Raw genomic sequence first — 15,694 nt, 5'->3', positions numbered from 1 at the left:
CGTCATCCGCGCGCCGGCGCGGCAGCCGGCCTTGCCGCTGCCGCGGCGCGAACGCGCTGCACGCCGAACAGGATGCCGGCCGTCACGAGCAGCAGCCCGGCGATCAGGTTCCAGTGCAACGGCTCGCCGAGGAAGACCACGGCAGCCAGGGCCGAGAGGCCCGGCACCACGGCCGTGATCATGGTCGAGCGCACCGGCCCGAAGTACTGGATCATGCGCGTGAACGTGATGCCGGAGATCACGACCGAGCCGACGCCCTGGAACAGCATCTGGAACACGATCTCGCCGGCCGGCGCGCTGTCGAGCCGGCTCGCGACCACGCCGGCGGCGGCCAGCAGGGCATAGACCGGCACGTAGGTCACGAAGGCGAACACGGTGATGGCGATGGTGGCGCGCACCGCGTCCAGCCCATGGCGCCGCACCACCACGCTGTAGCAGGCCCAGCAGAAGGCCGCGCTCATGAAGAGCAGGTCGCCCTTCCAGATCTGGCCGCCCTCGAGGGCATGCAGCAGGCTGGCGCCGCCGACCAGCAGGTCGCCTACCACGATCAGCGCCAGCCCGAGCGCGCGGGCTGCAGTGATGCGGTCGTGCAGCACGATGGCCGCGAGCACGGCCGTCCACAGCGGCAGGCTGCCCGGCATCAACACCGAGGCATGGGTGGCGGGCGCATGGACAAAGCCGGTGTACGCGAGCAGGGCATAAGCCAGGCCGCCGAAGGTGCCAGCGGTCGCGGTGGCGCGCAGCGAAACGGGCGACAGGCCGAAGAGCGAGCCCGCCGACGGATCGCTCCGGCGCGCCTGCATCACCAGCCAGGCGCCCCAGGGCATGAGCACCAGGCTGGCGCCGCAGATGCGCGCGAAGGCGATATCGAAGGGCGTCAGCGAGCGGCCGGCCGAGGCCCGCGCGATCACGATGAAGGCGGTCCAGACCAGGACGGTGACGACAGCCGCGCCGATGCCGATGGTGCGGGCGGAAAAGCGGGGTGCGGCGGGCATCACGCGATTATCGAGGGGCTCCCATGCACCGCGCTGCCATGGGCCCTTGGCACTGCCGGCCGGGATAATCGCACGATGCCCTTCGCTCCGCACCCCGCCGCGCGCCGCGCCCTGCGCACGCTGTCCTTGGTTCTGGCGCTGGCGGCGCTGGGTTGGATGCCCGCCATCGCCCAAAGCCTCCCGCCCGAGGTCGAGGCGGCGCTGGCCCGCGCCAAGGTGCCGCGCGATGCGGTGACGATGCTGGTGGTCGACGCCGATGCTGCCCACGCCCCGCGGCTCGCGTGGCGGGCGCAGGTGCCGGTCAACCCGGCGTCGGTCATGAAGCTCGTCACCACTTACGCGGCGCTCGACCTGCTCGGCCCGGCTTTCAGCTGGACCACGCCGGTGTACGTCGACGGCCCGATCCAGAACGGCGTGCTGGCCGGCAACCTCTACATCAAGGGCCAGGGCGATCCGAAGCTGGTGCTGGAACGCCTGTGGCTGCTGCTGCGCCGCGTGCAGGGGCTGGGCATCCACACCATCCACGGCGACATCGTGCTGGACCGCAGTGCCTTCGAGGTTCCCGACGTCGATCCGGCGGCCTTCGACGGCGAAGGCCTGCGCCCCTACAACGTCGCGCCCGATGCGCTCCTGATCAACTTCAAGTCGGTGGTCATGACCTTCGTGCCGAACCGAGACAGCCAGACGGCGCAGGTCAACTTCGAGCCCTACCTCGCCGGCGTGGCGACGCAAGCCACGGTGCCGCTTTCGGCCGGCGAATGCGGCGACTGGCGCGCCGCGCTGGCGCCGGCCTTCACCGACCCGACGCGCGTGAGTTTCGCCGGCAGCTACCCCGCCGCCTGCGGAGAAAAGGTGTGGCCGGTGGCTTATGCGGACCCGCGCAGCTATGCGATGCGGGCGGTCGGCGGGCTGTGGGCCGAGATGGGCGCCAAGCTCCGGGGCCAGGTGCGCGAGGGGCAGGTGCCGGTCGGCCTCAAGCCCGCCTTCGAAGCCGCCTCGCCGCCGCTGGCCGAAGTGATCCGCGACATCAACAAGTACAGCAACAACGTGATGGCGCAGCAGCTGTTCCTCACGCTCGGCCTGCAGCAGAAGAAGCGCGGCACGCTCGAAGGCGCGCGCGCCACGATGCGCCAGTGGTGGAACGAGCGCATCGGCACCGGCGAAGGCCAGCCGGTGTTCGACAACGGCTCGGGCCTCTCGCGCGAGGAGCGCATCAGCGCAGCCGCGCTCGCGAAAATGCTGCAGGTGGCCTGGCGCTCGCCGGTGATGCCCGAGCTGATGTCCTCGCTGCCCGCCACCGGCGTCGACGGCACGCTGCGCAAGCGTGCGCTGCGCTCGGGCGGCGCGGCGCATCTCAAGACCGGCACGCTGCGCGATGCAGCCGGCGTTGCGGGCTACGTGCACGGCGCCAGCGGCCGGCGCTGGGTCGTGGTCGCGATCGCCAACAACGGCAATGCCGGCGCGGCGCGGCCGGCCTTCGATGCGCTGGTCGACTGGGCCGCCCAGGACAACTGATCCGCGCGTCGCCAAGGCGACTTCCACGCCGTTCCGGCTCCGGGTTTCCCTTGTCTTGCTTTGCAGATCGCCAGCCTAGGATCGGTGCGCCTTTCACAACAAGACTCCCGGAGACATCCATGAAGCGCCTGCATCTTCTGAGCGCCGTCGCCATGGCCAGCCTGCTGGCCGCCTGCGGCGGCGGCGGCGACGGCCCCGGTTTCAACTTCGGAGCCGGCGGCGGCGGGACCGGCACCGGCGCGCTCCAGGAACCAGCCGTCACCGTGACGACGCTGTCGGCCGCGCAGATCGATGCCGGCACAGCGCAGAACGGCTTGCAGCCGATCAGCGGCAAGGCCAAGTGCGACGTGAACGTGGTTGCGCTCAACTACAGCACGCTGGGTCCGAAGGGCGAGGCCACCAACGCCTCCGGCGTGCTGCTGATGCCCGCGGGCAGCTGCGCCAACAATGCGCCGCTGGTGGCCTACGCCAAGGGCACAGACGTGCAGAAACCGCGCACCCTGGCCAATCCGCAGGATCCGGAGACCTTCCTGCTGACGGCGATGTACGCGGCCCAGGGCTACGCCGTGGTCGCCACCGACTACCTGGGCTATGCCAAGTCGAGCTTTTCATACCACCCCTACCTGCACGCCGATTCGGAGGCCCGCTCGGTGCTCGATTCGATCCGCGCCGCGCGCACGGCGTTGGTGGCGACGGGCGGCTCGTTCTCGGGCAAGGTGATGTTCAGCGGCTACTCGCAGGGCGGGCACTCGTCGATGGCGGCACACCGGGCCGCCGAGCGCGACAGCCCGCTCGAATTCAACGTGGTGGCCGGCGCGCATCTGGCAGGTCCGTACAACATGTCGGGCTCGTTCAAGCTCACGACGGCGATCGCGGGCTACCAGTTCTTCGTTCCATTCATCGTCACGTCCTACCAGAAGGTCTACGGCGACGTCTACACCGACGTCAACACGGTCTTCAAGGCGCCCTACGCGGCGACCATCGAAAACCTGCTGCCGAGCCCGACGCTGAACTTCACCACGCTGGTGACGACCGGCGCGCTGCCCGGCGCCAACGGCGAGACGCCAGCCCAGGCACGCGACGCGCTGTTCCACAGCGCATTCCTGACGGACGTGCAGACCAATCCCAACAACGCGTTCTTCCTTGACGCGAAGAAGAACGACCTGTTCGGCTGGAGTCCGCGCGCCAGGACGCTGCTGTGCGGCGGCGCCGGCGATCCCACGGTGCCGCCGGCCGTGCACATGGTGCCCATGAAGGCGGACTTCGACGCGCGCGGCGTGACCACCGTGTCGACGGTGGACGTCGATGCGCAGATTCAGGCGACCTACGGGCCGGGCGGCAAGGCGCCGACCGATCCGACGACGCCTGCCTATGCCACCTACTTCGCCGCCTACCACGGCAGCTACGAGCCGCCGTTTTGCCATGCGCGTGCGCGCGCTCTGTTCGATACGGTGAAGTAAGCGGGCGGCTCAGGCCGCGGCCGCGCGCTGCAAGCGGTCGCGCACGCCTTCCCATTCGGGACCGGCCGGTGGCATCTCGACCCAAATCAGCTTGACTCCCTCGGCGTCGAAGGCGCGCAGCACCGCGAAGAGCTGCTGCGCGGCGGCGGCGGCATCGTCGGGCATGCGGCGCTGCAGGATGTGCTGCGATCGGCTCTTGAGCACGCTGCGCGACCAGAGCGCGATGTGGGCGGCATTGGCGCCGAGCACGTCGAGGCCGGTTTGCATGGCCTTGGCATCCATCAATCGCAGCTTGGCGCTCGGCGCGTAGTGCGCCTCGAGCGTGCCCGACGCGCGCGGATCGGGTGTGGCCAGTTCGTGCTTGTCGCGCAAGGCCTCGCCGCAAGCCGCCTCGATCTGCGTGCGCGTGATGGCGCCGGGGCGCAGCAGCACCGGCGCGCCGCGGCTGCAGTCGACGATGGTCGATTCGATGCCCACCTCGCACGGCCCGCCGTCGATCACCAGCAGCGCGTCGCCGAACTCCTGCTGCACATGCTGCGCGGTGGTCGGGCTCACGCGGCCGAAGCGGTTCGCGCTCGGCCCCGCCACGCCCGGCACGCCCTGTTCGGCGCAAGCCGCGAGCAGCGCCTGCGCCACCGGGTGGGCGGGGCAGCGCAGGCCGATGGTGTCCTCGCCGCCGGCTGCCGCCGCCGCCACGCCGGGCTGGCGCGTGACGATCAGGGTCAGCGGGCCCGGCCAGAACGCGAGCACGAGTTTCTGGGCGAAAGGCGGCAGCGGCTGCGCGAAGCGCGACAGCGCTTCGGTGCCCTTGACGCCGGCCGCCACGTGGACGATCAGCGGATGGTTGCTGGGCCGGCCCTTGGCCTTGAAGATGCCGGCCACGGCCGCGTCGCTGGTCGCATCGGCGCCCAGGCCGTAGACGGTTTCGGTCGGGAAGGCGACCAGGCCGCCGGCGCGCAGCACGCGCACGGCCTCGTCGATGGCTGCGGGCGACTGGCCGTCGCGGATCATTCGGAAAGCGGGATCGGCAGGCCGAGCAGCGCAGCCGCGAAATCGGCGGTGCTTCGAACCGTGTCGATGTTCTCGCCCGTGATCGTGAGATGGCCCATCTTGCGGCCGCGGCGCGCCTCGGTCTTGCCGTAGAGATGGAGATGCGTTCCCGGCAGCGCGAGCACATCGGCCCAGCGGGGCGCGACCGCCGTCTCCGCCGATCTGGACCCGCCCGAGGCCTCGGCGTCGGCAAACCACAGGTCACCCAGCAGGTTCAGCATGAGCGCGGGGCTGTGCTGGCGCGGCGCGTTCAGCGGCAGGCCCGCGAGGGTGCGCACCTGCAGCTCGAACTGCGAGATGTCGCAGGCCTCGATGGTCCAGTGGCCGCTGTTGTGCGGGCGCGGCGCCATCTCGTTGACCACCAGCGAACCGTCGGCGAGGATGAAGAACTCGACGCAAAGCACGCCGACATAGTCCAGCCCCTCCGCGATGGCAACAGCCGAATCGATGGCGCGCCGCGCCTGCGCTTCGGCCATGTTGCCGGGATGCACCTCGGTCACCGCGAGGATGCCGTCGCGGTGCCAGTTGCGCTGCGGCGGGAAGTGCACCACCTGGCCGTCTTCGCCGCGGGCGACGATCACCGAGCACTCGAAGTCCAGCGGCAGCAGCTTTTCGAGCACGCAGGGCACGCCGCCCATCGCGTTCCAGGCGGCTGCGAGTTCCTCGCGCGTGCCGACGCGCTGCTGCCCCTTGCCGTCGTAGCCGAGCCGCGCGGTCTTGAGGATGCCGGGCAGCAGGTTCGGCGGCACGGCCATGTGGTCGGCCGATTCGATGATCGCGTAGGGCGCGCAGTCCACGCCGCAGCCGACGAAGTGGCTCTTCTCGCGGATGCGGTCCTGCGCGATCGCCACCGAGGTCGACGCCGGCCATACCGGACGCGCGACCGAGAGATGTTCCAGCGAGGGCGCCGGCACGTTCTCGAATTCGGTCGTGATGGCATCGGCCAGCCCGGCGAGCCGCGCGAGGCCGTCGACATCGGTGTAGTCGGTGTGGATGTGGTGGTGGCTCACGCGCCCTGCGGGGCTGTCGGCATCGGGGTCGAGCACCGCCGTGAAGTAGCCCATGCGCTGCGCCGCGTGCACGAACATGCGGCCGAGCTGCCCGCCGCCGAGTACGCCGAGGGTGGCGCCCGGCAGAATGGCGCTCACAGCGCGCCTCCGCCCTGGGGCGAAAACGGTGAGACCGGCGGCGAATCGACGGGCGGGAGGGCCATCGATCGGGCCGCCTCGGTCTGCTGCGCGCGGAAGGCGTCGAGCCGCTCGCGCAGCGCCGGATCGGCCACGGCCAGCATCGCGACCGCGAACAGCGCCGCGTTGGCCGCGCCGGCGTTGCCGATGGCAAAGGTCGCGACCGGCACGCCCTTGGGCATCTGCACGATGCTGTAGAGGGAATCCACGCCCTGCAGATGCCGGCTCGCGACCGGTACGCCGAGGACGGGCACGGTGGTCTTGGCCGCCAGCATGCCCGGCAGGTGGGCCGCACCGCCGGCACCGGCGATGATGGCCGCCAGGCCGCGCGGCGCCGCGTTTTCGGCATAAGCGAACAATTCGTCGGGCATGCGATGGGCGGAGACCACCCGCGCCTCGTGGGCGATGCCGAATTGCTGGAGAATCTCGACCGCGTTGCGCATCGTCTCCCAGTCGGAGTTCGAGCCCATCACCACGCCGACCTGAATTGCTTGCTTCATGGTTTCAATTTTACGTTTCACCCCCAGGTTTCCGCGATGATCGACATCACCCTCGAAAATTTCCAAACCGAGCTGATCGACGGCTCGATGACCACGCCGGTGCTGCTCGACATCTGGGCCGAGTGGTGCGGACCGTGCAAACAGCTCGGCCCGGTGCTCGAAAAGCTCGAACTCGAGTATGACGGCCGCTTCACGCTGGCCAAGCTCGATGCCGACAAGGTGCCGCAGATCTCGCAGCAGCTGAGCCAGATGTTCGGCGTGCGCAGCATTCCCTTCTGCGTGATGTTCAAGGGCGGCCAGCCGGTCGACGGCTTCGTCGGCGCGATTCCAGCCGACCAGATCCGCAGCTTCCTCGACAAGCATGTGCCGGGCGCCGACGAGGCGGCGGCCGCGGAACAGGAAGAGGCTGCGCAGGAAGCGCTGGCCGAGGGCGATACCGAAGGTGCGCTCGAGCGCCTGCAGCACGCGGTTGCGACCGATCCGGCCAACGACGACGCGCGCTTCGACTACATCAAGCTGCTGCTGCAACAGGACCGCGTCGACGATGCCAAGGTCGCGTTCGCCCCGGTGATTGCCAAGACTTCGGCCGTGCGCCGCTTCGACGCACTGCAGCGCTGGATCGACGCGATCGACTTCGCAGCGCCGGCCACCGGTGCGCCTCCCACGCTCGCCGACGCCGAGGCCCGCATCGCGGCCAACAAGCGCGACTTCGAAGCCCGCTTCGACCGTGCGCGCCTTCTGATGAGCGCGCAGCGATGGACCGACGCGATGGACGAGCTGCTCGACATCCTGATGCGCGACAAGGGCTGGAACGAAGAGCTGGCGCGCAAGACCTATATCGCGATCCTGGACATCATCGAGCCGCCCAAGCCCAAGGTGGCGGACGGCCAGATCCCGCCGGACGATCCGACCGTGGCGACCTACCGGCGCCGCCTGAGCAGCGTGGTGCTGAGCTAGAACTTTTCCTGGGCCACGGGGCTCGCATACCATCAGCGGGTTTCAATGTGTTGCAGAAGGAAAGTACGGCCATGCGCCTCCTCTTCTTGACCACGGTCTTATTGTCTGCCGTGCTGGCCAGCGGCTGCGGCAGCGGCATCAGCCTGGACGAGCCGATCGAAGGGCCGGTCTGGCAGCTTGAGCAGCTCGGCAGCGAGCTGATCGAGCCGAGTAGCGACCCGCGGCGCAACGCCCAGATCCAGTTCGACCGCAACAGCGGGCGGGTCAGCGGTTCGGGCGGCTGCAACCGCGTGTCGGGCACTTACGAGCGCAGCGGCAGCACGCTCAGGATGCGCCAGCTGGGCTCGACCCGCATGGCCTGCCCCAACGAGGCGAGCACCATCAACGAGACCCAGTTCTTCGCGGCGCTGCAGGCCACGGCGAGCTACAGGCTGCAGGGGAGTTCGAAGCTTTCCTTGCTGGATGCGAGCGGGCGGACGGTCGCGACGCTGAGCAACGGCGGCACACGCTGAGCGCAAAGTCGTGCTTTCATCGCGAACTACCAACGCGCGGGAAGGTCCCGCAGAAGCACCAATTGCCGCCCGGCGGTATCGACGTACCCGCCGCCCTCCAGGTCCTTGATCAACCGGCTGACCATCTCCCGTGAACATCCGATTTCGCTGGCGATCGCCTGGTGCGTCAACTTTTGCGCGACGCGGCGCGTGCCATCGGCCTGCGCCTGGGCGCGCTCTTCAAGAAACTTCCTGAGCCGGCTATAGACATCCAGCAGCGCCATGCTGCGCGCACTCTCCGTCGCCAGGCGCGCCCGCTTGATCAGCCGCACGATCAGTGCCAGTGCGAACTCGGGGTCTGTCGCGATGTGCCGCAGCACCGTTTCGCGCGTGACCACCACGCAGACCGTCGGCTCCACCGCCTGCACGCTGGCCGAACGCGGTCCGCCGTCGAGCGACATCTCCCCCACGTACTCGCCGCGACCGTGCAGACCCAGCGTCACTTCGCGCCCGCGAGCGTCCGAGACGAAGGCACGGACCCGCCCCGACAGCACGATGTAGACCGAGCCGCTTTGGTCGCCCTCCTCGATCAGCAACGCGTGCGTTCGGTAGCGCCGCTGCACGCCGAGCGCCGCGAGCGCCTGGAGCGGGGGCGGCAGCTCGGCGACGAGATCGGCGGGGGACGCGGCAGGTGTCGGCAGCATGCGCGGACTATACGGCCCGCATCCCCTTCGGCGCGCCCTTCCAAGACAACGGGCGAGCCGCCGGCGTCGGCACACGCCGCTTCAGTCCTGCCCCACCAGCCGCAGTGCCGACACGATCTGCGGCATGCGCGACAACTCGCGCACCAGTTCCCGCACGCTGCCGCGGCCGGTCTTCTGCCGCACGTTCTTGATATGGGTGCGCACGGTGGAGACGCGGATGCCCTGCAAGCACGCGATCTCCTGCGCGCCGCGCCCTGCGCACAGCTGCGTCAGCACCGCCTGCTCCGCCGGGGTGAGCCGTTTGGATCGGGCGAACATCTGCACCGTGAGCGTCTCGCAGCTTGCGCGCCGGCTGCACATGACGAGCACGGTATCGATCGTCGTGCTCCCGTGCAGCATCGCGAGCGGGATGAAGGCCAGCGAGAGCGGCTCGCCCGCCGGGCCGAGCTCGACAATGCTGCGGCAATCGCGCTCGGCGTCCTTGAGCGCCTGGCGGATCTTCGCCTGCCAGACCGGCAGGGCAGCCCCCAGCATGCCCTCGGCGCTGTGAAGCGTGCGGCCCGCCGCCAGCTCGCGCTGGGCAGGCCGGTTCGCATGCAGGATGCGCCCGGTCAGGTCGACGAGCACCAGGCCGTGGTCGATCTCGTCGAGCACCCGCGCCAGCAGGGCGGCCTGCAGGGCATCGGGCGGCGGCGGAACAGTGTTCCGTACTCCCTCACGTTGGAGAACAGGTGACTCGGCGATCGCATTCATGGCACTTTCCTCATCCGTTGTGATGAGAAAAGTATCGGAAATCCCGATGGCGCCGGGCTGTGACTATTGCCGCCGGATTTGTGACTTATTCACCTCCGCCGATCGGCCGTCTCAACCTGTCAGCCGCTGCAGCGCCTCGCGGTACTTGGCCGCCGTCTTCTCGATCACCTCGGCCGGCAGGCGCGGCGCCGGCGGCGTCTTGTCCCAGGGCTTGCCGTTGATCCTGGTGGCCTCCAGCCAGTCGCGCACGAACTGCTTGTCGTAGCTCGGCGGGTTCGTGCCGGCGGCGAGCGCGGCCTCGTAGCCCTCGACCGGCCAGTAGCGCGAGCTGTCGGGCGTGAGCACCTCGTCCATCAGCACCAGCGTGCCGGCCTCGTCGAGGCCGAACTCGAACTTGGTGTCGGCAATGATCATTCCCTTGGCCAGCGCGATGGCCGCGGCCGCCTCGTAGATCGCGATGCTGGTCTCGCGGATCTGCTGCGCGAGCGCCGGGCCGACGACCTCGACCACGCGCTCGTAGCTGATGTTCTCGTCGTGCGCGCCCGCCGCCGCCTTGGCCGCGGGCGTGAAGATCGGCCGCGGCAGCTTGCTCGCATTGCGCAGGCCCTCGGGCAGCGGCACGCCGCACACGGCGCGGCTCTCCTGGTACTCCTTCCAGCCGCTGCCGGCGAGGTAGCCGCGAACCACGGCCTCGACCGGGATCGGTTTGAGCCGCTTGACCAGCATGGAACGGTCCTTGACCTGGGGCACCTCTTCCGGCTTCACCACGCTTTCCGGCGCATCGCCGGTCAGGTGGTTGGGGCACAGATGGCCGAGCCGATCGAACCACCAGAGCGCCATCTGGGTGAGGATCACGCCCTTGCCGGGGATCGGCTCGCCCATGATCACGTCAAAGGCCGAGAGTCGGTCGCTCGCGACCATCAGGATGCGGTCCTCGCCGACCGCGTAGTTGTCGCGCACCTTGCCGCGCGCGAGCAGGGGGAGGCTCTGGATGGAGGAGGTGTGGACGGTGGTCATGGCGGGGCGGCTGTGTCGGGATGGGCGAAGAACGACGGAGATTGTGCGCGCAGAAAAAAGCCACCGCGAGGGTGGCTGGCCGGGACGGGCCGAGCGTGGGGGCTGACGCCCTAGACCACTTCTTGCGCGAGCTCGCCCTTGGCGTACTTGGCGGCGACGACCTGCAACGTGCCGCCCTTGAACTTGGCACCCTGGCCCTCGCAGCCGAACTCGATGTAGCGCTGCTTGCAGATCTGCTTGGCGGCCTCGCGCGCGGGCTTGAGCCATTCGCGGGCGTCGAACTTCTCCGGGTTTTCGGCCAGGAACTTGCGCACGGCGCCGGTCATCGCCAGGCGGATGTCGGTGTCGATGTTGATCTTGCGCACGCCGTACTTGATGGCTTCCTGGATCTCCTCGACCGGCACGCCGTAGGTTTCCTTCATGTTGCCGCCGTACTGGCGGATGATGGCCAGCAGGTCCTGCGGCACGGAGGAAGAGCCGTGCATCACCAGGTGGGTGTTGGGGATGCGGCGGTGGATCTCCTTGATGCGGTCGATCGCCAGGATGTCGCCGGTGGGCTTGCGGGTGAACTTGTAGGCGCCGTGGCTGGTGCCGATGGCGATGGCCAGCGCGTCGAGCTGGGTCTTCTTCACGAAGTCGGCGGCCTGCTCGGGGTCGGTCAGCAGCTGTTCGCGCGTCATGGTGGCGTCGGTGCCGTGGCCGTCTTCCTTGTCGCCCTTCATGGTCTCGAGCGAGCCCAGGCAGCCCAGCTCGCCTTCCACCGTCACGCCGACCTTGTGGGCCATGTCCACGACCTTGCGCGTGACGTCGACGTTGTAGTCGTAGCTGGCGATGGTCTTGCCGTCGGCTTCCAGCGAGCCGTCCATCATGACCGAGGAGAAGCCCAGGTTGATCGCACCCTGGCACACGTCGGGGCTCTGGCCGTGGTCCTGGTGCATCACCAGCGGCACGCTCGGGTAGGCCTCGATGGCGGCCAGGATCAGGTGCTTGATGAAGGGCTCGCCCGCATACTTGCGTGCGCCGGCGCTGGCCTGCAGGATGACCGGCGCGCCGGTTTCCTTGGCCGCTTCCATCACGGCCTGCACCTGTTCCAGATTGTTCACGTTGAAGGCCGGGATGCCGTAGCCGTTGGCTGCGGCGTGGTCGAGCAGCTCGCGCATCGAAACAAGTGCCATGGGTAGTACCTCGCGGGGAAGATTAAGAACAAAAAACTACCGCGATTCTACCGAGCACCCCTGTCGGACAGGACCGACGCGCGGCCTGAGGGGCGGGCTAGCCCACCCGGCAGATCTTGAGCATGTTGGTGCCGCCGGGGGCACCCATGGGCTCGCCGCAGGTGATTGCGTAGACGTCGCCGGTCTGCACGATGCCGCGCTTCTTGAGGTGCGCCTCGGCCTGCAGGAGCGCCGTGTCGCGGTCGCTTTCCGAATCCATGAGCAGCGGCCGCACGTTGCGGTAGAGCGCCATGCGGCGCTGCGTGGCGAGGCGCGAGGTCAGCGCATACATCGGAATGTGCGCGCGGTGGCGGCTCATCCACAGCGGCGTGGATCCCGATTCGGTCAGCGCGACGATCGCCTTGGCCCCCAGGTGGTGGGCCGTGAACAGCGCGCCCATGGCGATCGACTGGTCGATGCGGGCGTAGGACTGGCCGCTGAAGTCGGCGTCGAGCTTCAGATCCTCGGCGGCTTCGGCGGCCTCGCAGATGCGGCTCATTTCCTGCACCGTCTCGAGGGGGTAGCGGCCCGAAGCGGTCTCGGCCGAGAGCATCACGGCGTCGGTGCCGTCGAGCACGGCGTTGGCCACGTCGCTGACCTCGGCGCGCGTGGGCACCGGGTTGGTGATCATCGATTCCATCATCTGCGTGGCGGTGATGACGACCTTGTCCATCTCGCGCGCCATGCGGATCATCTTTTTCTGCAGCGCCGGCACGGCCGCGTTGCCGACCTCGACCGCCAGGTCGCCGCGCGCCACCATGATGCCGTCGCTGGCGCGCAGGATTTCCTCCAGCTTGGGGATCGCCTCCGCACGCTCGATCTTGGCGATCAGGCCCGGCTTGTGGCCGAACTCGGCCGCCGCCACGTTGCACAGTTGGCGCGCCATTTCCATGTCGGTCGCGTTCTTCGGGAAGCTCACCGCCACGTAGTCGGCCTGGAAGCTCATCGCAGTCTTGATGTCCTCCATGTCCTTGGCCGTCAGCGCCGGCGCCGTGAGGCCGCCACCCTGCTTGTTGATGCCCTTGTTGTTGGAGAGCTCGCCGCCCAGGCGCACCGTGGTGTGCACCGCGTCGCCCTTGACGGCCTCGACCGTGAGCACGATCAGCCCGTCGTTCAGCAGCAGGCTGTCGCCGGGCTTCACGTCGCGCGGCAGGTCCTTGTAGTCCAGGCCCACTTCATTGACATCGCCCAGCTCGGTGCGCGAGGCGTCGAGCACGAACTTCGCACCGGCCTCCAGCCAGACCTTGCCCTCGGCGAACTTGCCGACCCGGATCTTCGGGCCCTGCAGGTCGGCCATGATCGCCACCTCGCGCCCCGTGCGGTGGGCCGCCTCGCGCACCATGGCGGCGCGGTTGATGTGATCCTGCGCCGTGCCGTGGCTGAAGTTGAGCCGCACCACGCTGACCTTGTTGAGGATCATCTTCTCGAGGAGATCCGGGGAGCTCGATGCCGGGCCGAGCGTTGCGACGATCTTGGTGGCGTGGCGGGGAAGGCGGGGCGTGCTCATTCAGGTCTCCGGTTTGTATTCCATACTGTATACACTTTCTCGGGCGACCGATAGAGGGTTTCAGCCGGCCGCACGCTTCGAAAGAATCTCGAACGCCGGCAGGGTCTTGCCTTCCAGGACTTCGAGGAAGGCGCCGCCGCCGGTCGAGATGTAGCCCACCTGCTTTTCGATGCCGTACTTGGCGATCGCGGCCAGCGTGTCGCCGCCGCCGGCGATCGAGAAGGCGCTGCTCTCGGCGATGGCGCGCGCGATGGCCTCCGTGCCCTTGGCGAAGGCGTCGAACTCGAACACGCCCACTGGGCCATTCCACACGATGGTGCCGGCTTCGCGCAGCTGCGCGGCCAGGACCTCCGCGGTCTTCGGGCCGATGTCGAGGATCAGGTCGTCGTCGGCCACCTCGCTTGCGGCTTTCACCGTGGCGGCGGCATCGGCCGCGAAGGTCTTGGCCGTGACCACATCGACGGGAATGGGCACCGCCGCGCCGCGCGCGCGCATCGCCTCGATCACGGCCTTGGCCTCATCGAGCAGGTCGGGCTCGGCCAGCGACTTGCCGATCTGGAGGCCGGCCGCGAGCATGAAGGTGTTGGCGATGCCGCCGCCCACGATCAGCTGGTCGACCTTGTCGGCCAGGCTCTTCAGGATGGTGAGCTTGGTGCTGACCTTAGAGCCGGCGACGATCGCGACCAGCGGGCGCTTCGGCTGCGCCAGAGCCTTGGTGATGGCGTCGATCTCGGCCGCCAGCAGCGGGCCGGCGCAGGCCACCTTGGCGTACTGGGCGATGCCGTAGGTCGTGGCCTCGGCGCGGTGCGCAGTGCCGAAGGCATCGTTGACGTAGATGTCGGTCAGCGCGGCGAGCTTGCGCGCGAGCGTCTCGTCGTTCTTCTTCTCGCCCTTGTTGAGGCGGCAGTTTTCCAGCAGCACGACCTGGCCGGGGGCCACCTGGACGCCCTCGACCCAGTCGGGCACCAGCGGCACCTCGCGGCCCAGCAGCTCGCCCAGGCGCTTGGCGACCGGCGCCAGCGAATCCTCGGGCTTGAATGCGCCCTCGGTCGGGCGGCCGAGATGGGAGGTGACCATCACAGCTGCCCCTGCATTGAGCGCCAGCTCGATGCAGGGCACCGAGGCGCGGATGCGCGTGTCTTCGGTGATGCGGCCGCTGTCGTCCTGCGGCACGTTGAGATCGGCTCGGATGAACACGCGCTGGGCGGCGACTTTGCCTTGCGCGCAGAGGTCGGTGAATCGAAGAACGTTCATGGGATGGGCGGGATAAGGAGCGGACGAGGGGAGTGCCTTGAAAAGAGGCAAGCGGCCATTGTAGGTTTCGACGGCGGCGCGCCGGCGTCAACCCGCGAGACCCGGCTTCCGCACGCACTGCTCCAGCATCTCGACGAAGCCGGCCGCCGCCGGCGACAGCGAGCGCCGCGACGCGGTGTAGACGCAGACCTCGCGGTGGAAATCGGGCCGGTCGAGCTTGACCATCTGCAGTCCGTGGGCCTTCACCAGCGGGGCCGAGTAGGTCGGGCAGACCGTGAGCCCCAGGCCCGAGGCGACCATGCCCAGCGCGGTGGTCATGTACGAGACCTCCTGCGTCGTCGCGCGCAGCATCAGCTCTCGGGCTTCGGCGTCCAGCTCGGGCAGCACGCGCTGGCGGAAGTCGCGCGTCGGCGCAATGAAGGTGTAGGGCCCGAGCTCGTTCCAGCGCACCTGGCGCCGGCGCGCGAAGACATGGTCGGCCGGGCAGATCAGCCAGTGGCGGTCGCGAAAAAGCGTGCGGCGCTCGATCACCGCCGGGTCCACCGCCACGTCCTGCCCCACCGCCAGCTCCGCCTCGCCCGAGAGCACGCCGGCCAGCAGGTGCTCGGGCAGCGTGTCGGCCAGGCGCACGTCGATGTCCGGGTAGCGCGCGCTGTAGGCCGCGATCACGCGCGGCATCAGCGTGCAGGCCATGAGCTGCGGCGCGGCGAGCCGCAGCACGCCCTTCTTCTGGTCGCGCAACTCGGTCACGCCGGCCACCGCGCCCGCGAGGTCGGCCAGGAGGCGCTGCACCGCGGGCTGGAATTCGCGCCCGGCCTCCGAGAGCAGCACGCGCCGCGTGTGGCGGTCGAAGAGCTGCACGCCCATTTCGCGCTCCAGCTCGCGCACCAGCACGCTCAACGCCGACTGGGTCAGATGCAGCCGGGCGGCGGCGGCGGTGAAGCTGCCGGTGTCGGCCACGGCGTCGAAGGCGCGCAGCTGGCGCAGGGTCAGATTCATGGCCTCAGTTCATCAATCAATGAATTTATTTCGATTGAATCATAAGAGGAACGGCGGCCCAATCATGGACCGCCCCACCCCGGAGACATGC

Annotated in this window: 15 protein-coding genes; 4 read left to right on the top strand and 11 right to left on the bottom strand. The window is 69.0% G+C overall.

From position 1 onward, the window contains the following. Nucleotides 1–2: 2 nt before the first annotated feature. Entirely contained in the window at nucleotides 3–995 is a 993-nt protein-coding gene (locus AC3A6B_RS04190; protein WP_487835502.1) for a DMT family transporter, read from the bottom strand. A gap of 75 nt (nucleotides 996–1,070) precedes the next feature. On the opposite strand from AC3A6B_RS04190, the gene dacB reads away from it, so the two are divergent. Together dacB and AC3A6B_RS04180 are read left to right on the top strand one after the other, a co-directional pair. Then, nucleotides 1,071–2,510, top strand: coding sequence for a D-alanyl-D-alanine carboxypeptidase/D-alanyl-D-alanine endopeptidase (gene dacB / locus AC3A6B_RS04185; protein ID WP_487835501.1), 1,440 nt, complete (start codon nucleotides 1,071–1,073; stop codon nucleotides 2,508–2,510). A 119-nt stretch (nucleotides 2,511–2,629) separates the two neighbouring features. Further along, a complete protein-coding gene (locus tag AC3A6B_RS04180; RefSeq protein ID WP_487835500.1) occupies nucleotides 2,630–3,970 on the top strand; it encodes a lipase family protein in 1,341 nt (446 codons plus the stop codon). Between the two features lie 9 nt (nucleotides 3,971–3,979). Here AC3A6B_RS04180 and AC3A6B_RS04175 read toward each other — a convergent pair whose 3' ends face one another. Genes AC3A6B_RS04175 through purE form a run of 3 tightly spaced genes read right to left on the bottom strand, consistent with a single transcriptional unit; the run spans nucleotide 3,980 to nucleotide 6,707 of the window. Next, a complete protein-coding gene (locus AC3A6B_RS04175; protein ID WP_487835499.1) occupies nucleotides 3,980–4,981 on the bottom strand; it encodes an L-threonylcarbamoyladenylate synthase in 1,002 nt (333 codons plus the stop codon). Next, the gene (locus AC3A6B_RS04170) at nucleotides 4,978–6,168 is read right to left on the bottom strand and encodes a 5-(carboxyamino)imidazole ribonucleotide synthase (RefSeq protein ID WP_487835498.1); all 1,191 of its coding nucleotides are present in this window, start codon (nucleotides 6,166–6,168) and stop codon (nucleotides 4,978–4,980) included. Before AC3A6B_RS04170 ends, AC3A6B_RS04175 begins: the two co-directional genes overlap by 4 nt. Further along, on the bottom strand, nucleotides 6,165–6,707 hold the full coding sequence (gene purE, locus AC3A6B_RS04165) for a 5-(carboxyamino)imidazole ribonucleotide mutase (protein ID WP_487835497.1): 543 nt from the start codon (nucleotides 6,705–6,707) through the stop codon (nucleotides 6,165–6,167). The genes AC3A6B_RS04170 and purE overlap by 4 nt, the downstream gene beginning before the upstream one ends. A gap of 36 nt (nucleotides 6,708–6,743) precedes the next feature. Here purE and AC3A6B_RS04160 point away from each other — a divergent pair, with 36 nt between their 5' ends. Together AC3A6B_RS04160 and AC3A6B_RS04155 are read left to right on the top strand one after the other, a co-directional pair. Continuing rightward, a complete protein-coding gene (locus AC3A6B_RS04160; RefSeq protein ID WP_487835496.1) occupies nucleotides 6,744–7,664 on the top strand; it encodes a tetratricopeptide repeat protein in 921 nt (306 codons plus the stop codon). A gap of 71 nt (nucleotides 7,665–7,735) precedes the next feature. Further along, the gene (locus AC3A6B_RS04155; RefSeq protein ID WP_487835495.1) at nucleotides 7,736–8,176 is read left to right on the top strand and encodes an META domain-containing protein; all 441 of its coding nucleotides are present in this window, start codon (nucleotides 7,736–7,738) and stop codon (nucleotides 8,174–8,176) included. 26 nt (nucleotides 8,177–8,202) lie between these two features. Here the strand turns inward: AC3A6B_RS04155 and AC3A6B_RS04150 are convergent, their stop codons facing one another. The 7 genes from AC3A6B_RS04150 to AC3A6B_RS04120 form a co-directional block, all read right to left on the bottom strand. Beyond that, nucleotides 8,203–8,859, bottom strand: coding sequence for a Crp/Fnr family transcriptional regulator (locus AC3A6B_RS04150; RefSeq protein WP_487835494.1), 657 nt, complete (start codon nucleotides 8,857–8,859; stop codon nucleotides 8,203–8,205). A gap of 81 nt (nucleotides 8,860–8,940) precedes the next feature. After that, nucleotides 8,941–9,612 (bottom strand): helix-turn-helix transcriptional regulator, encoded by a 672-nt coding sequence (locus AC3A6B_RS04145; RefSeq protein WP_487835493.1) that lies wholly within the window; start codon nucleotides 9,610–9,612, stop codon nucleotides 8,941–8,943. 111 nt (nucleotides 9,613–9,723) lie between these two features. After that, nucleotides 9,724–10,629: a phosphoribosylaminoimidazolesuccinocarboxamide synthase gene (locus tag AC3A6B_RS04140; protein ID WP_487835492.1), complete on the bottom strand. Its 906-nt coding sequence runs from the start codon at nucleotides 10,627–10,629 to the stop codon at nucleotides 9,724–9,726. Between the two features lie 110 nt (nucleotides 10,630–10,739). Then, a complete protein-coding gene (fba, locus tag AC3A6B_RS04135; protein WP_487835491.1) occupies nucleotides 10,740–11,804 on the bottom strand; it encodes a class II fructose-bisphosphate aldolase in 1,065 nt (354 codons plus the stop codon). Nucleotides 11,805–11,901: 97 nt separating this feature from the next. Beyond that, nucleotides 11,902–13,350 carry a pyruvate kinase gene (gene pyk, locus AC3A6B_RS04130; RefSeq protein ID WP_487835490.1) on the bottom strand — a complete coding sequence of 483 codons (1,449 nt, stop codon included), beginning with the start codon at nucleotides 13,348–13,350 and terminating at the stop codon, nucleotides 11,902–11,904. A gap of 60 nt (nucleotides 13,351–13,410) precedes the next feature. Further along, a complete protein-coding gene (locus tag AC3A6B_RS04125) occupies nucleotides 13,411–14,604 on the bottom strand; it encodes a phosphoglycerate kinase (RefSeq protein ID WP_487835489.1) in 1,194 nt (397 codons plus the stop codon). Between the two features lie 87 nt (nucleotides 14,605–14,691). Then, entirely contained in the window at nucleotides 14,692–15,603 is a 912-nt protein-coding gene (locus tag AC3A6B_RS04120; RefSeq protein WP_487835488.1) for a LysR family transcriptional regulator, read from the bottom strand. Nucleotides 15,604–15,694: the final 91 nt, after the last annotated feature.

Source organism: Variovorax sp. Soil_C_33 (genome assembly GCF_057656935.1).
Note: the sequence above shows the minus strand (reverse complement) of the source record. Positions and strands in the feature narration are given on the sequence as shown.

Excerpts from the sequence above, each read along its gene's own strand:
- AC3A6B_RS04190 (WP_487835502.1), bottom strand. The coding sequence starts at position 995 with ATGCCCGCCGCACCCCGCTTTTCCGCCCGCACCATCGGCATCGGCGCG.
- dacB (WP_487835501.1), top strand. The coding sequence starts at position 1,071 with ATGCCCTTCGCTCCGCACCCCGCCGCGCGCCGCGCCCTGCGCACGCTG.
- AC3A6B_RS04180 (WP_487835500.1), top strand. The coding sequence starts at position 2,630 with ATGAAGCGCCTGCATCTTCTGAGCGCCGTCGCCATGGCCAGCCTGCTG.
- AC3A6B_RS04175 (WP_487835499.1), bottom strand. The coding sequence starts at position 4,981 with ATGATCCGCGACGGCCAGTCGCCCGCAGCCATCGACGAGGCCGTGCGC.
- purE (WP_487835497.1), bottom strand. The coding sequence starts at position 6,707 with ATGAAGCAAGCAATTCAGGTCGGCGTGGTGATGGGCTCGAACTCCGAC.
- AC3A6B_RS04160 (WP_487835496.1), top strand. The coding sequence starts at position 6,744 with ATGATCGACATCACCCTCGAAAATTTCCAAACCGAGCTGATCGACGGC.
- AC3A6B_RS04155 (WP_487835495.1), top strand. The coding sequence starts at position 7,736 with ATGCGCCTCCTCTTCTTGACCACGGTCTTATTGTCTGCCGTGCTGGCC.
- AC3A6B_RS04150 (WP_487835494.1), bottom strand. The coding sequence starts at position 8,859 with ATGCTGCCGACACCTGCCGCGTCCCCCGCCGATCTCGTCGCCGAGCTG.
- AC3A6B_RS04145 (WP_487835493.1), bottom strand. The coding sequence starts at position 9,612 with ATGAATGCGATCGCCGAGTCACCTGTTCTCCAACGTGAGGGAGTACGG.
- AC3A6B_RS04140 (WP_487835492.1), bottom strand. The coding sequence starts at position 10,629 with ATGACCACCGTCCACACCTCCTCCATCCAGAGCCTCCCCCTGCTCGCG.
- fba (WP_487835491.1), bottom strand. The coding sequence starts at position 11,804 with ATGGCACTTGTTTCGATGCGCGAGCTGCTCGACCACGCCGCAGCCAAC.
- pyk (WP_487835490.1), bottom strand. The coding sequence starts at position 13,350 with ATGAGCACGCCCCGCCTTCCCCGCCACGCCACCAAGATCGTCGCAACG.
- AC3A6B_RS04125 (WP_487835489.1), bottom strand. The coding sequence starts at position 14,604 with ATGAACGTTCTTCGATTCACCGACCTCTGCGCGCAAGGCAAAGTCGCC.
- AC3A6B_RS04120 (WP_487835488.1), bottom strand. The coding sequence starts at position 15,603 with ATGAATCTGACCCTGCGCCAGCTGCGCGCCTTCGACGCCGTGGCCGAC.